The following is a 13,798-nucleotide window of genomic DNA, read 5'->3' as shown; positions in this document are numbered from 1 at the left end:
TGTCTTGAAAAAGAAGGAAAAATAAGGCGTACGCCTCTTCGTCGTGGTGCCCGTACTTTATGGGAGGTAGCAAGGGAAACGGAAAAGTATTAATAAAAACATGCATTTTTTCTGCATGAACTTCACTGTTAGCGCCAGTGATATAAGACGGTAATTCACCATTTGGATTGTCCGCATCCTATAACGGTTAAAAATCGTGGCATTGACACGTTGGATAAGCGAAGAATGTAGCAAGATTCGGCCAGTTAGCCTGCCAGCTTCGGCTTATCTGAGGATAGCGACTGTCCCAGGCCGCCGCGAACGCTTCCAGTGCCTGCTGGCCTGCCTCTTCCGTGGGAGCCTGATAAATCGCTTTCAGGTCGCGAGTGACGGCTTTGTAGTCCTTCCATGACACGAAGCGCAGGCTGTTGCGCACCATATACACGATGCATAACTGGATGCGGGCTTCCGGATATACTGTGTTGATGGCATCCGGGAAGCCTTTCAGGCCATCCACACAGGCGATGAGGATATCGTTCAGACCGCGGTTTTTCAGTTCAGTCAGCACATTGAGCCAGAACTTCGCCCCTTCATTTTCGGCCAGTCACATACCCTGCAGTTCTTTCTGACCTTCGATATTGATGCCCAGTGCCAGGAACACCGATTTGTTGATGACGCGACTGTCCTGCCGAACTTTCAGGACGATACAGTCAAGATAAACAATGGGGTAAACAGCATCCAGTGGTCGGTTTTGCCATTCTACAACCTGCTCCATCACGGCATCGGTGACCTTTGATATCAGTGCCGGTGAAACATTTGCGTCATACAGTTCTTTGAACGCAGTAGCTATCTCACGGGTGGTCATCCCTTTGGCATACAACGAGAGGATCTGGTTATCCATCCCGATAATACGGGTCTGATTTTTCTTTACCAGTTGTGGTTCGAAGGTACCGTCACGATCGCGCGGAGTACGCAGTTCCAGTGGACCGTCGCCTGTGATAACGGTCTTTGTGGAATAACCGTTGCGGGAGTTAGCTCCTGGTCTGGACTGATTTTTCTCATACCCAGGATGGTGTGTCATCTCTGCATTGAGAGCGGCTTCAACGCTGAGCTTTTTCAGCAGCCGATCAAACTGACTGAGGTCTTCAGGGGTTTTGAGATTTTTGGCCAGTTCGTTAGCCAGAGCCTGTAACTGTTTTTCGTCCATAAATTAACCTTCATTTGATGCTGGATTGAACATATCAAAATCAGGCAATTACACAAATCTATGTACAGGCTCGCGGCTGTGTTTCATCAGTAGCGTCAGCGCGCCCAAACGGCGGTGCTGCATTATCTCATCATCATCCATCACCGTCACATCCACCAGATGAAACGGCCTTGTGTAGATTTTAGCCGCAAGGGCCGGATTATCAAAGCACTCCAGCCAGTTCATACTGTACGGGTACGGACTACGTTCCCCATGGTAAAAAAGCATCGGTATCACCAGCGGAAGCGTCCTGTGTTGCTCAAAGTGCCTGCATCGCCGCCACCGCATATCTGAGCATTCTGAATGCCATATACGCGTTTTCTGTGCTCTGGTGCTCCACAAGACAATACACATAACCCTCATCACCACTGACCGTCTTTATGCTGAACAGCGCATCACACACGAACTGCTTCAGGTCCTGCTCCACAAACGTGCAGGGCTCCAGTCGCAGCGTCGATAAATCACACAGCTGACGGTATTCCTCCGGAAGGTGAATCGAGACAAAATCCCGTGCCACTTCCGGCGACGCCATAAACGCCCTGAATGCAGCATCATGCGGCATGGGCGTGTTCTTCTCTTTTTCCTGTTCACAATAACCTGCTTAACGGTCAGAAGGCATTTTCACCAGGATTATATTCACCTGCACAACCATGTTCAGCCATGACCGCTGATAAGTGAACATCCGGAGTATATTATTCTGCCGCTGTTGAATTGCCGGTAAGCTCCCGGTCCTTTGCTCCGGCACACTGTTTTTGTTCCTGGCTCTCTGTCTGAGGTGAAACCTTCCAGGTATGTCGCCCCATTTTTGTTCGTCTCCATTTTTTTAAGAAGTGCTCAAGTGAAAAACTTTTTACCTCTCCGGGAGTTGTCGTATTTGCTGATATTGTTCGTTTGTTTAAAGAACCTGCTGGTCTTGCCATTAATATTACCTGCTGATTGCTTCACGCCCGGGCTCCTCGCACTGTGCGCGGGTTATTGTTTCGTTTTCAGTCCCGGGGGCACCAGGACTCTGTTTGCAGACCATAACGGCCTGACCTGTACTGTTTCTTCGGCTCTTTGATGCCCGTTTACGCCATTTGTTCCCTGCCCCTCTGTCTGATAACGAATACGCTCACTACGCACAGCACTGAACAATACCGGCAACAGCATGTCTTACATGACATTCGCTGTGCCATCCACCGGAAAACATTTTCAGATACCGGATGAGGTACCACTTCCATTGACAGCAAGAGGTAACAATACTGATGGTAACGCTGACCATTAACCGTAAACCGCAGGGTATTTTCAGTAAGTCACCGGCAACGCCGCTGCAGAATAAAACGAACACAGTACACAACGAGAAGCCTCTTCGGGTGAGGAATCAAACACCATGGCGACATATGACAAAACGCCAGCGCAAAAACCGTAAGCGTATAAATCGTCTTGTGGAACTCTGGCCTGAGTTATTCAACCGGGAAAAACCAAAACCGCTTAAAGTGGGGATAACTGACGACCTGATACAAGATATCGCCATCAGAGAACTGGCGTTTAGTGCAGGTGCATTACGCGCAGCAGTAGCGTCTTATGTGCAGTCTCCGCGCTATTACCGTGCGTTAATGGCTGGCGGCGCCCGTTATGACCTGAAGGGGCTGCCGTGCGGGGAAGTGACTCCACAGGAACAGAAAGAGGCAGAGACCCGGCTAATGGTGCTGAATGACCGACGAAAAGCCAGAAAACCTCGTTGACTGCACAACTGCGCTGATTCACTGAGCTGTAATCAATGTACAGCGCTGTACCGGACGATAGATAATGGCGGTCACAACCGGTAACCCCAGAGACAATGCGACTGTTTTTAACGCAACATACTGGCCAGATGTATCACCCCGGGCGATCTGAAAACGCTTTTCCACCCGGCATTGTCCGCCAGCACTTATCACCTGCCAGCTCTGTTGCAGTAAATCCACCACTTGCGAACATTCTTCATCAACTGTCACACTGGCTCGCGGATGGCAGAAAAGCTCCTGGCTGAACAGCAACAGGCATCGTATTGTTGCTCCTCCATGTTGTTCCCGCAACCAGCGTAATACCACCGGCGATGATGGACTGGCCGTGTGATTACGTTCAGTAATACGTTCGTGCACCTGTCGGTAAAAGGAAGTACAGAATGCATGAATCTGTTGCCCGTTGATGTTTCCTTCTGCCGAATAGAGCGTGAAGTGAAATGCCAACAGATTTGGCCAGTGGTCCACCGCCTGCTGAACAAAACGCCGGATGTCTCCCGGCTCTGAAATTAAGGCTTCGGTTATTTGCACGAAATGTTCCTTTTCAACCCCTGTTGAATTTTGTTAAGCCGGTGCAGACACACGGAAAACGCACATCAACACCGGCACGGTACGATACAAACACCAGTGACTGGCGAGACGAAGGGAATGACGAATCGGTCAGGAAAGAGCTACAACCTGCTGGCTGACCGGAGAATGTCTGCTGGAAGATGAGCGGGAGTTGTCAGCGCCAGCACCAGGGGCAGGGCCGGCTTCCACAATACCAGCGCCGGCATTTTGCACATTGCCAGCGTACCGGCATCACAACACGTTTCATGCTGCTGCTCCTCGTGATTCCTCTATTCGCTGCTGCATCCACTGCTCCACTTCGCTTTTGTACCAGCGACTGCTGCGCCCCAGTTTGATGGGTTTAGGGAAATGACCTTCACTGATCAGCTTGTAAAACCATTTATCGGTCATACCGGTGAAACTGGTGATGTAGTTCATGTCGATCAGGGGATCGTCGGCACGCAGCAATACACTGTCGTGGCCTGTTATTGAGGTCAACATAGTCAGGATGTCCTCTGTGAGATTTATGGAGGTTGGGCAAATGCTGGTGAATCTGCTGAACTGAGCTTTCAGAACAGTCCTGCAGATCCGGGATAGCCGGGATTACCGGCGAGGCAACAGGCTTCCGGATCGCACACACCACGACGATCGCGGGCGAAATCGAGGATGTCTTCGCAGTCCGGTGAACGACTGTCCAGCACCACATCCCGGGTGATCTGCTTCTGGTACGGTGCTGCTTCACCCGGTGATGCGAAGCCCAGTACGTTGCTCCAGGCATCCAGAATCAGCCGGTCCAGCTCAGGGCCGTCGAAATACTCTTGTCTGACGCATAACACCACGTGGTATTCCGGCTTTTCAGGATGACGGGTCAGGAGCCAGCAGAGATCTCGTCCAGGTGTTGCATTCATCAGCGCACTGACGGTTTCGATAAAGTCCATACCGAACCAGATCTTTCTGCTGCTGAAGGCGTTGTCATGTTCCCACGGCAGACGAAGCAGGATCCGCCGTACCCGGGAGCAGGACTGTTCACGCAGCGCACGGTTGAGAACACCGATGATTTTGTTCTGATAAGACGGCCAGAAGGGCGCCAGGCTATAGTCGAAATGAGGGATACCATTCATAAGATATGCTCCATATGGAAACACACGACGCATCCCCGCCAGCGAAAGACGAGCGTATTGTGAAACTGAAGGCGTCGTGTACAGAGGTTGTTGATGTAATAACCGTGGAACCGGGGATGGCAGATGTCGTATGCCAGGACAGTCAGGAGACCAGACAGGTGTAAAATTCCTGAGGTGGGTTTAAGGTGAATGATCTCCGTTGACTTCGGTTCACATCATTAATCAAGGCGGTAAGTTTTTACCGACGGAGTGTTTCCAGGAGCGGAAGCAGATAAAAATACCGTTGCATGACTTCAGAATGAGTGATCAGAATACGAGGTAAGGGCGTTGGCTGACGCCCTACCGTGGCATACGCTCAGGCACCGGATGCCGTTTTACAGGGTTCACCTGCCATCCAGTAGACGCCCCGCTCCACGACTGCAACCATAATTACGTTGACCAGAACCGTCATGCTGCTTCGTCTCATACTTCACGAGATAGCGGGCTCTCTCCATGGCTTTCTGCATCGCTTCCACATCACCACGCTTGACCCAGAGCACAGCGGATCCACCAGATTTTTTGTCAGAATCCTTCCGGGTATCAGAACATCCACCAGGCACAGGCGTATCATCGGAAGGAGGGCGAGCATCAGATGATGTCGGTTTACGGAAAGGCGTCCGCCTGGAAAAATGAACCAGTCCATTACCCTGCCAGGGCTCGAGATGCAGAGCACTGCACCATGCCAGTTGGATCAGCGTCGCCAGCGAAGAAGGAACGGTGAAATCCCCTGGCGAGCACCAGGTATCTTTGTTGAGCAGCAATATCACGTGATAATGTTTCCTGCCTTTTTCCTTGCCGAACTCCCGGCACCAGAAATAACGCAGAGTGGTTGCATACACACGCTTGTTGGCACGTCGTTTATGTCGCTGGTAAGCCTGAATTTTTGCTTTCAGGGATGCAAAAAAACGAGAAATCACAGCTGAATCTAAATCGGTATCCATGATGGTGGCAGGCATATACTCAGGGAAACGTAAATCCACCCGGATTAACGAGACGGCACGGTGTTGCGCCAGGGCACTGTTGAGAATGCTTTCAAAACGGGATAACCAGTAAGCATTGTGTATTGGTTGATTCATGATGAGAGATCTCCGTTGATTTGGATTGACTTCACATCATTAATCACTGTGGTAAAACTTTACGGCATCCCGCCATTGAGCAATGCTACAACTCTCTGATTAAGAGAGATTGAAACGGAATAAACCATCCCGTAACAAAAAGAGAATCCTGCACGTAAGGTAAAAACACGCAGCAACGGCATAAATGGTTTTTAAAAACTACAAAGCCTGAAGGGAAACGGATCAACAGAACGTGCAAACAAAACGTCAGAAACGCAATCAGAACGCTTTCTGGCGCTGTAAATCAACAGCAACACCAAACCTACGGCTTAACCACACAACTCGATCACAGAGCCGAATAGCGCTCTTAAAACCTGTTTACAGATAACCCCGCCACAAGAACAAAAACCACTAACATCAGAATCGATTTTCTCATCCTGAAAATGTTACGTTTCACTACGCACCATAAAAACGATTAACCATCGATAACGTAAACCTCATCTGAATCAAAACACCAGAACCAATCATCACGCTTTTTCTGAAAAGAGCCTTGCCCTGAGAAAAAAAAACACCAGGGCCAGTTAATCATCTCATCAATCTCATCGCTACAAAATCATCCATAAAACCATTTAACTAAATCGTCGTAAGCACTCCGTAAATCACGCCAGGTTATTCAGTCGGATTTGCGTTTTTACGTAAAGATACTTTTCTCCGGTTAACGGCCAAAACACGACAACTCATAAAAGATTAAATGTAACATCAGTAAAATCGAATAGCATATTGACTGCTTAAACAGGACAGGGAGTTTTGTAGTGACGTTAACTGATTTTAGCTATCGTAAAAACAGAACTAACAAATTTACTAAACTGGATGTGTATCAGACAAAGCAATGTGTATAGCAATACTTAATGAAAACACTTGTAGGGTTGTTTATGAAAATACGTGTATGTCTGGTAAAAAACTTAATAAAAAATACGTGTATAACACTTACTGAAATGCTTAGTAAAAATACTTAGTAAAATATGTGTAGAATTATCTATTTAAAAAGATATGTATATAACACTTAATAAAAACATGTGTATATAGTATCATACCGACATTCTCAACATCTTCAGACTTCCATACATACTGGGTGTTGATTTCTCACTTTTACAGCCAGCATGGAGTTTTCTGTTCTAAAAACAGAGCATATTTACTCTGGAATTATTTTCCCTGTCGGGATGTTTTTCACCTGAAAAATTTCTACAACACAACGGCGGTATAACATCATTCTGACATATTCATTCAGGTGAGTCGGACAAGGGATAATCCTGTTCTTTACCGAACGAACAGGCAGCGATAAAAAACTGATTCAGACGGCATTTCTGTCTGACAAACATTCTCATGCAGAAGACCGGGACATTTATTTTTCCCGAAAGGAAGTGATACCTGTTCTTATCATGGTAGCTGCATTACCTGATATCTTTCAGGCGAATCTCCTCCCTGTAAATCTGACCGTCGGATAAAAGAGATGAACATCAGGCAGATTTCCGTCAATAACGATAAGAGATGACCATCGTAAACATATCTTCCAGTAACGAACTGGCGCCTGCATATTACCGTTTATTCTCATACGTCATTAAAATATTGTCAGTTATAAAGGGCATACACCTGAAAATTATCACCATGTGACAACGTCACAGATGGTACTGACATATAAAAATCAACAAAATCGCGCCAAAAAACCGCGCCGATATTGCACATCTGTAATCCATCATTTCCTTTTTGAATAACCTTCCGTGGTTACCCGACATCCTGATAATGACGCCCATCGTACACGCTTTTCTTTGCTCAGACATCGCATACTTTTATCCTGCTCAATACCGCCTTCCTGCTAATCTTACCACTCGCTGACACACACAGAACAGCAACGTCCTCCGGACATACAGGCAGGGCAGAACATAATCCACCATGTTAAGTATATGTAACAACAATACACCATCAAGACCATTTCCATGGCCTTATATGTTACAACCTTAGAGCATGTATTTAGTCTCCAATAATACAGACTCGTCATTGTTCTTCTGAGACGACATGGGCATATCACAAAACTAATTGACTGACATATCATGAAAATGTCAGTATTTAATAATTTAATGTAGGTACAAACATGAGCGCAGATGGCATTTCCGATTTAATAAAACCAGAAATATTTCTTGTCATTTTCCCTGGTACAACAACCACAGCAAAACGGGGTGGCGCCGGGTGGTTGAATAATAAAAGAGTCGTGTTCTGGGTATGGCTTTATATCAGTAAAGCCAGTTATAAGAAGATGGGGATTTTTCAGCGCGGTTCTGCGCCCGAATCAATACCCTATCGTGAATACCATTTTCCCTCATACCCTGACACCCATGAAAAAAGGAAAAAGGTATTACGTGACTGGATATCCTTCATGCGCTCCCGTTTTAATATAAATCAGATAGCTCAGTTCTGTTATCGTATGGAAAATGAATGGGCATTCACCTTTGATAATATCCACGTTCCACGACACTTTAAGGAGGGAACTGATGACACAGAATGGTCATGGAATTACATTAAGAAAAAACGATTATTTTCCCTGAGCGGCCTGCAACACATTCAGCCTCAGAATAATTCTGAACGAAAGCTTCTCATTAATGCTTTTTTCGATACCTGTCTTATTGAAAACAACCCTGCCGACGATATTGACATAAAGAACATGTTACTCAGAAAGATGAATGCAGCGTTTTATAAAAGAAAGAGCCGGGCGCGTGCGCGAATTCACTCCCGGAATAACCAACAGATGTCAGTCAGTTCAGGAGCGGATAAACAGGTAAATATTCGTCTTAAGGATTTTCAGTATCAGCAACTTCTTTTTATCGCGCAGAAAGAAAACAAAAGTAAGTCAGAAATCATAAAGGAGCTCATTACCAGGGCATACCGGGCGATACAATAACCACCACGTTCACCATTTCATCCCGGCCATACATCATATGCACGGGATGATACTGACTATTCCCCCCCCCCTCAGATTAACCATGTCTGGTATACATAACGCATATTCTTTCGTTACGTCGTTCACATATTCACGTATAATTCCCCTTTTCTTATTATTATCGGACTTACTTTCCATTTCGGAGAAAAAACGGCTAAAAGTGAACGGATACTTTATACCTGAATGCAATAATGTAAAAAATAACACATGGGCCAGTTCTTCACTTAACGACATATCATTTTCTACAGGCTTAAATATAACGTCTCTTACATATTCTTTAGTGTGGAGAAATCTAAACGGCAAAGAAAACTGCCTTATAAAAAGTTCAGATACTCTTGTTTTTACACCGAGAATCCCCTTCAGATACTCGCTGCCTGTTTCACTCCTCCTGAAGTTTTCATCTTCCGTTGAAGGCAAATCCTCCATCAGTTTTTTAACTTCTGACAATGGATGTTTCTCAAGAAGATAAGAATATAAACTACCGGGAAATGAATACACATAACGAAGTTCTGAATCCCCCATCAGAGATGAGACTTTTTTCCTTATATAGGTTGGAACTAGAGTATATGAATGATTTATTCTTATACTTTCAGAAAATTTTATGGTGTTGGGCTCAGAATCAGCAAAAAAAGGAGAGACATTCTGAGAAGAAGGGCAACCAGTACAATTGGCTCTCGCTTCAGGCGGGTTCATTATTTTTGAGGGAATCTTAAAAACATCCACATAAACTCCTTTACGCCTCAATATTGCTGCCGTATGGTGAAGCATATAGACTTCTGCCACTTTTGAAATAAACATCTTTTCACATTGTTCTCCACACCACAAACTAAGTGTATGAATATCCATACCTACAGTTCTTTTTATCGTTTTTTCTGTATTTTTCCAGTATCGGGTGTTAAGAACAGCCTGTATCTTCGGCGGTTTTCTCCGCCCCATCATCATATGAAGTTCTTTTGCCTGCTCAGATAATCCTGTCATTTATTACCTCCGAATATATTCCATTAAAAATGGAAATAATTATACGCCCATATTACCTGAATGATAAACCGGATTAGTGTGATCCGGTTCAGTGAAATCAACAGGACACCGGTATGTCATTCAGCCATTCTTCCCTCTCTGCACAAGTGAAATCATATCTGACGTTTCTTCCTGAAGAAATACGCCAGAAAATCCTTGAACATCTCCACTGTGTTATTCATTACGAGCCCGTGATTGGTATTATGGGTAAATCCGGCACCGGCAAAAGCAGTCTGTGTAATGCCATTTTTCAGTCCCGTATCTGTGCCACGCATCCCCTGAACGGCTGCACCCGTCAGGCTCATCACCTTACCCTTCAGTTCGGTGAGCGCAGAATGACGCTGGTCGATCTGCCCGGCATCGGTGAAACACCGCAGCATGATCAGGAATACCGGACACTTTATCGTCAGCTGCTACCGGAACTGGATCTGATTATCTGGATCCTGCGGGCTGATGAACGCGCATATGCCGCCGACATTACCATGCATCAGTTTTTACTGAATGAAGGCGCAGATCCCTCGCGTTTTCTGTTTGTTCTCAGCCATGCCGATCGCGTGTTTCCTGCTGAAGAATGGAACGACACAGAAAAATGCCCGTCCCGTCAGCAGGAACTCTCACTGGCGACAGTAACAGCCCGGGTGGCCACCCTGTTCCCGTCATCATTTCCGGTACTCTCCGTTGCAGCGCCTGTCGGCTGGAATCTTCCGGCACTGGTGTCACTGATGATCCACGCACTGCCACCACAGGCAACCAGCGCGGTTTATTCACATATCCGGGGGGAAAACCGCTCTGAACAGGCCCAGAAACACGCACAACAGACTTTTGGTGACGCCATCGGGAAAAGTTTTGACGACGCCGTTGCCCGGTTCAGTTTTCCGGCCTGGATGTTACAGCTTCTGCGTAAAGCCCGGGCCCGCATTATCCACCTGCTGGTCACACTGTGGGATCACCTGTTCTGAACGCCTCGGGGGTTGACCTGAGGAAACTCATCATCTTTACACGACAACGGATTACGGCAACCGCTGCCGTATGCCGTCTGTCATTATCAATAACGCACTCTTTAATTTCTGAGGTAACCCATGAATACCAGAATGCTTTTTCCCCTGCTGTTCACTGTGGCATCACTCTCCGCCTCCGCCGGCAACTGGGCTGTCAAAAACGGCTGGTGTCAGACCATGACGGAAGATGGTCAGGCACTGGTAATGCTAAAAATGGCACGATTGGTATTACCGGCCTGATGCAGGAATGCCCGAATGGCGTACAGACGCTCCTGGGCAGCCGTATCAGTATTAACGGTAACCTGATCCCCACATCACAAATGTGTAATCAGCAGACGGGATTCAGGGCTGTTGAGGTGGAAGTCGGACAGGCGCCGGAAATGGTCAAAAAAGCCGTTCACTCCATAGCAGAGCGTGATGTGTCCGTTTTACAGGCATTTGGTGTACGAATGGAATTCACCCGCGGTGATATGCTGAAGGTCTGTCCGAAATTTGTCACATCACTTGCCGGTTTTTCCCCGAAACAGACGACCACTATTAATAAAGACTCCGTACTGCAGGCTGCCCGACAGGCATACGCCCGGGAATATGACGAGGAAACAACAGAAACCGCTGATTTTGGCTCTTACGAAGTAAAAGGCAATAAGGTTGAGTTTGAAGTGTTCAATCCTGAAGACCGTGCGTACGACAAAGTGACCGTCACGGTTGGGGCTGACGGTAATGCCACCGGTGCCAGCGTTGAATTTATCGGAAAATAGCCGGTATGTCAGACTGTCACCCTGTTTTATTGCCCGAAGGCCCTTTCTCACGCGAACAGGCGGTTGCCGTCACAACAGCTTACCGCAATGTGCTTATTGAAGATGACTAGGGAACGCATTTCCGGCTGGTTATCCGTAATGATGAAGGTCAGTTGCGCTGGCGGTACTGGAATTTTGAATCCGATGCCGGAAAACAGCTTAATGTGTGGCTCGCCAGTGAAGGGCTTCTCAGACAATAAACGTCATTCATTTCATCCATCAGGCCGCGTCTTCTCCGGGAGGCGCGGCTTTTTCATTTATATCGCTAACTCATTCATAAGGAACAAATCATGCGATTAGCAAGTCGTTTTGGTTATGCGAACCAGATACGCCGTGACCGCCCCTTAACCCGCGAAGAACTGATGCAGGTCGTCCCCAGCGTATTCGGGGAAGAGAAACACACATCCAGAAGCGAGAACTATACCTGGATCCCCACCATCACCGTGCTGGAAAGCCTGCAGCGGGAAGGTTTTCAGCCCTTCTTTGCCTGCCAGACCCGCGTTCGTGACCCGGGCCGCCGGGGATACACAAAACACATGCTGCGTCTGCGCCGTGGCGGGGAGATAACCGGACAACATGTCCCTGAAATCATCCTGCTGAACTCCCATGACGGTTCATCCAGCTACCAGATGTTACCCGGATATTTCCGTGCCATTTGTACCAATGGCCTGGTCTGCGGTCAGTCTCTGGGAGAATTGCGTGTTCCACACCGGGGAAATGTGGTGGAGAAAGTTATTGAAGGGGCTTACGAGGTGGTGGGCGTGTTTGAGCGGATTGAGGAAAAGCGTGATGCCATGCAGTCGCTGATTCTGCCGCCACCGGCACGCCAAGCGCTGGCACAGGCGGCACTGACTTACCGTTATGGTGACGAACATCAGCCCGTCACCAACGCCGACATTCTGACACCACGACGCCGGGAGGATTACGGTAAGTACCTGTGGAGTGCTTATCAGACCATTCAGGAGAATATGCTGAAAGGCGGAATTTCCGGTCGCAGTGCCAGAGGGAAACGTATCCATACCCGTGCCATTCACAGCATCGACACCGACATTAAGCTCAATCGCGCATTGTGGGTAATGGCTGAAACGCTGCTGGAGAGCATGTGCTGATGCCTTTTCCCTGAAAGCGCAGTTCTGACTCACGTCTGTCCCTTCCCCCGGGGTTTCTTCCATTCATTTACTTTTTATAAGGAATAATCTCATGACAACCGTCTCGCATAATTCCACCACTCCTTCTGTTTCCGTAACCGCTGCATCAGGGAATGACCAGCCTCAGCTGGTTGCCACCATAGTCCCTGATGAACAGCGCATCAGCTTCTGGCCGCAGCATTTTGGCCTCATTCCACAGTGGGTGACCCTGGAGCCCCGTGTTTTCGGCTGGATGGACCGTCTGTGCGAAGACTACTGCGGTGGTATCTGGAATCTGTACACTCTGAACAACGGCGGGGCATTTATGGCACCCGAACCGGATGACGATGATGACGAAATATGGGTACTGTTCAATGCCATGAACGGCAACCGCGCTGAAATGAGCCCGGAAGCCGCCGGCATTGCTGCCTGTCTGATGACGTACAGTCATCACGCCTGTCGTACGGAGTGTTATGCCATGACAGTCCATTATTACCGGCTGCGGGATTACGCCCTGCAGCATCCGGAATGCAGCGCCATTATGCGCATCATCGACTGAATGGAGGCAGGGACAATGCAGCAGCTTTCCTTTCTGCCCGGAGAGATGACGCCCGGCGAGCGCAGCCTCATTCTGCGGGCCCTGAAAACCCTGGACCGCCATCTTCATGAACCCGGCGTGGCCTTCACCTCCACCCGTGCGGCACGGGAATGGCTGATTCTGAACATGGCAGGACTGGAGCGTGAAGAATTCCGGGTGCTGTACCTGAACAACCAGAATCAGTTGATTGCCGGTGAAACCCTCTTCACCGGCACTATCAACCGCACGGAAGTCCATCCCCGGGAAGTGATTAAACGCGCCCTGTACCACAATGCCGCTGCCGTGGTGCTGGCACACAATCACCCGTCCGGTGAAGTCACACCCAGTAAGGCTGACCGGCTTATCACTGAACGTCTTGTACAGGCGCTGGCCCTGGTTGACATCCGGGTGCCGGACCATCTGATAGTCGGTGGCAGCCATGTTTTCTCCTTTGCGGAACACGGTCTGCTTTAACCCGTCACCGTCACAACCACATCACACCTGTTTTCACTTTTATCTTCTGTCTTCAGAGGTATCACAC

Annotated in this window: 14 protein-coding genes and 4 pseudogenes; 10 read left to right on the top strand and 8 right to left on the bottom strand. The window is 48.0% G+C overall.

The window, feature by feature from the left end:
- The coding region (locus tag C0K55_RS23820; protein WP_236942607.1) for a FaeA/PapI family transcriptional regulator at nt 1-93 on the top strand (93 nt) is incomplete at its 5' end.
- 118 nt (nt 94-211) lie between these two features.
- Here the strand turns inward: C0K55_RS23820 and C0K55_RS23815 are convergent.
- The 3 genes and pseudogenes from C0K55_RS23815 to C0K55_RS26295 all read right to left on the bottom strand — a co-directional run.
- Nucleotides 212-1,186 (bottom strand): annotated as a pseudogene (locus C0K55_RS23815) (IS256 family transposase); the annotation flags it as partial.
- Between the two features lie 72 nt (nt 1,187-1,258).
- Nucleotides 1,259-1,787, bottom strand: a pseudogene (locus tag C0K55_RS23810) (Rpn family recombination-promoting nuclease/putative transposase); the annotation flags it as partial.
- Nucleotides 1,788-1,917: 130 nt separating this feature from the next.
- The gene (locus tag C0K55_RS26295) at nt 1,918-2,145 is read right to left on the bottom strand and encodes a hypothetical protein (RefSeq protein ID WP_155522400.1); all 228 of its coding nucleotides are present in this window, start codon (nt 2,143-2,145) and stop codon (nt 1,918-1,920) included.
- A gap of 324 nt (nt 2,146-2,469) precedes the next feature.
- Between C0K55_RS26295 and C0K55_RS23805 the strand changes: the two genes are divergently transcribed.
- The gene (locus tag C0K55_RS23805) at nt 2,470-2,949 is read left to right on the top strand and encodes a ProQ/FINO family protein (RefSeq protein ID WP_097316295.1); all 480 of its coding nucleotides are present in this window, start codon (nt 2,470-2,472) and stop codon (nt 2,947-2,949) included.
- 18 nt (nt 2,950-2,967) lie between these two features.
- On the opposite strand, the gene C0K55_RS27050 is transcribed toward C0K55_RS23805, so the two are convergent.
- From C0K55_RS27050 to C0K55_RS23785, 3 genes are all read right to left on the bottom strand, one after another.
- On the bottom strand, nt 2,968-3,516 hold the full coding sequence (locus tag C0K55_RS27050; RefSeq protein WP_097316296.1) for a hypothetical protein: 549 nt from the start codon (nt 3,514-3,516) through the stop codon (nt 2,968-2,970).
- Between the two features lie 282 nt (nt 3,517-3,798).
- Nucleotides 3,799-4,035 (bottom strand): helix-turn-helix transcriptional regulator, encoded by a 237-nt coding sequence (locus C0K55_RS23790; protein WP_000958091.1) that lies wholly within the window; start codon nt 4,033-4,035, stop codon nt 3,799-3,801.
- Nucleotides 4,036-4,103: 68 nt separating this feature from the next.
- The gene (locus C0K55_RS23785; RefSeq protein ID WP_001013352.1) at nt 4,104-4,655 is read right to left on the bottom strand and encodes a hypothetical protein; all 552 of its coding nucleotides are present in this window, start codon (nt 4,653-4,655) and stop codon (nt 4,104-4,106) included.
- 14 nt (nt 4,656-4,669) lie between these two features.
- On the opposite strand from C0K55_RS23785, the gene C0K55_RS26290 reads away from it, so the two are divergent.
- Nucleotides 4,670-4,819 carry a hypothetical protein gene (locus tag C0K55_RS26290; RefSeq protein ID WP_172956173.1) on the top strand — a complete coding sequence of 50 codons (150 nt, stop codon included), beginning with the start codon at nt 4,670-4,672 and terminating at the stop codon, nt 4,817-4,819.
- Between the two features lie 219 nt (nt 4,820-5,038).
- Here the strand turns inward: C0K55_RS26290 and C0K55_RS23780 are convergent, their stop codons facing one another.
- Complete coding sequence (locus C0K55_RS23780; protein WP_001075475.1) at nt 5,039-5,770, bottom strand: inovirus Gp2 family protein; 732 nt, start codon at nt 5,768-5,770, stop codon at nt 5,039-5,041.
- 2,128 nt (nt 5,771-7,898) lie between these two features.
- On the opposite strand from C0K55_RS23780, the gene C0K55_RS23775 reads away from it, so the two are divergent.
- The gene (locus tag C0K55_RS23775) at nt 7,899-8,702 is read left to right on the top strand and encodes a hypothetical protein (protein WP_001271556.1); all 804 of its coding nucleotides are present in this window, start codon (nt 7,899-7,901) and stop codon (nt 8,700-8,702) included.
- A gap of 33 nt (nt 8,703-8,735) precedes the next feature.
- On the opposite strand, the gene C0K55_RS23770 is transcribed toward C0K55_RS23775, so the two are convergent.
- Complete coding sequence (locus tag C0K55_RS23770) at nt 8,736-9,719, bottom strand: hypothetical protein (protein WP_105266942.1); 984 nt, start codon at nt 9,717-9,719, stop codon at nt 8,736-8,738.
- A 113-nt stretch (nt 9,720-9,832) separates the two neighbouring features.
- Here C0K55_RS23770 and C0K55_RS23765 point away from each other — a divergent pair, with 113 nt between their 5' ends.
- The 6 genes and pseudogenes from C0K55_RS23765 (at nt 9,833) to radC (ending at nt 13,731) form a co-directional block, all read left to right on the top strand.
- Entirely contained in the window at nt 9,833-10,717 is an 885-nt protein-coding gene (locus C0K55_RS23765; protein WP_000010389.1) for a GTPase family protein, read from the top strand.
- A gap of 120 nt (nt 10,718-10,837) precedes the next feature.
- Nucleotides 10,838-11,514: pseudogene (locus C0K55_RS26785) on the top strand (hypothetical protein).
- A gap of 5 nt (nt 11,515-11,519) precedes the next feature.
- A pseudogene (locus tag C0K55_RS26040) lies at nt 11,520-11,753 on the top strand (DUF905 family protein).
- Nucleotides 11,754-11,843: 90 nt separating this feature from the next.
- The gene (locus tag C0K55_RS23750) at nt 11,844-12,662 is read left to right on the top strand and encodes a DUF932 domain-containing protein (protein ID WP_105283444.1); all 819 of its coding nucleotides are present in this window, start codon (nt 11,844-11,846) and stop codon (nt 12,660-12,662) included.
- A 91-nt stretch (nt 12,663-12,753) separates the two neighbouring features.
- Nucleotides 12,754-13,239, top strand: coding sequence for an antirestriction protein (locus tag C0K55_RS23745; protein WP_075370647.1), 486 nt, complete (start codon nt 12,754-12,756; stop codon nt 13,237-13,239).
- Between the two features lie 15 nt (nt 13,240-13,254).
- Entirely contained in the window at nt 13,255-13,731 is a 477-nt protein-coding gene (radC, locus tag C0K55_RS23740; RefSeq protein ID WP_122991535.1) for a RadC family protein, read from the top strand.
- Nucleotides 13,732-13,798 lie beyond the last annotated feature (67 nt).

Source organism: Escherichia sp. MOD1-EC6098, from assembly GCF_002965865.1.
Classification (GTDB): Bacteria; Pseudomonadota; Gammaproteobacteria; order Enterobacterales; family Enterobacteriaceae; genus Escherichia; species Escherichia marmotae.
The sequence above is the reverse complement of the archived record's forward strand: the minus strand, read 5'-3'. Positions and strand labels throughout refer to the sequence as shown.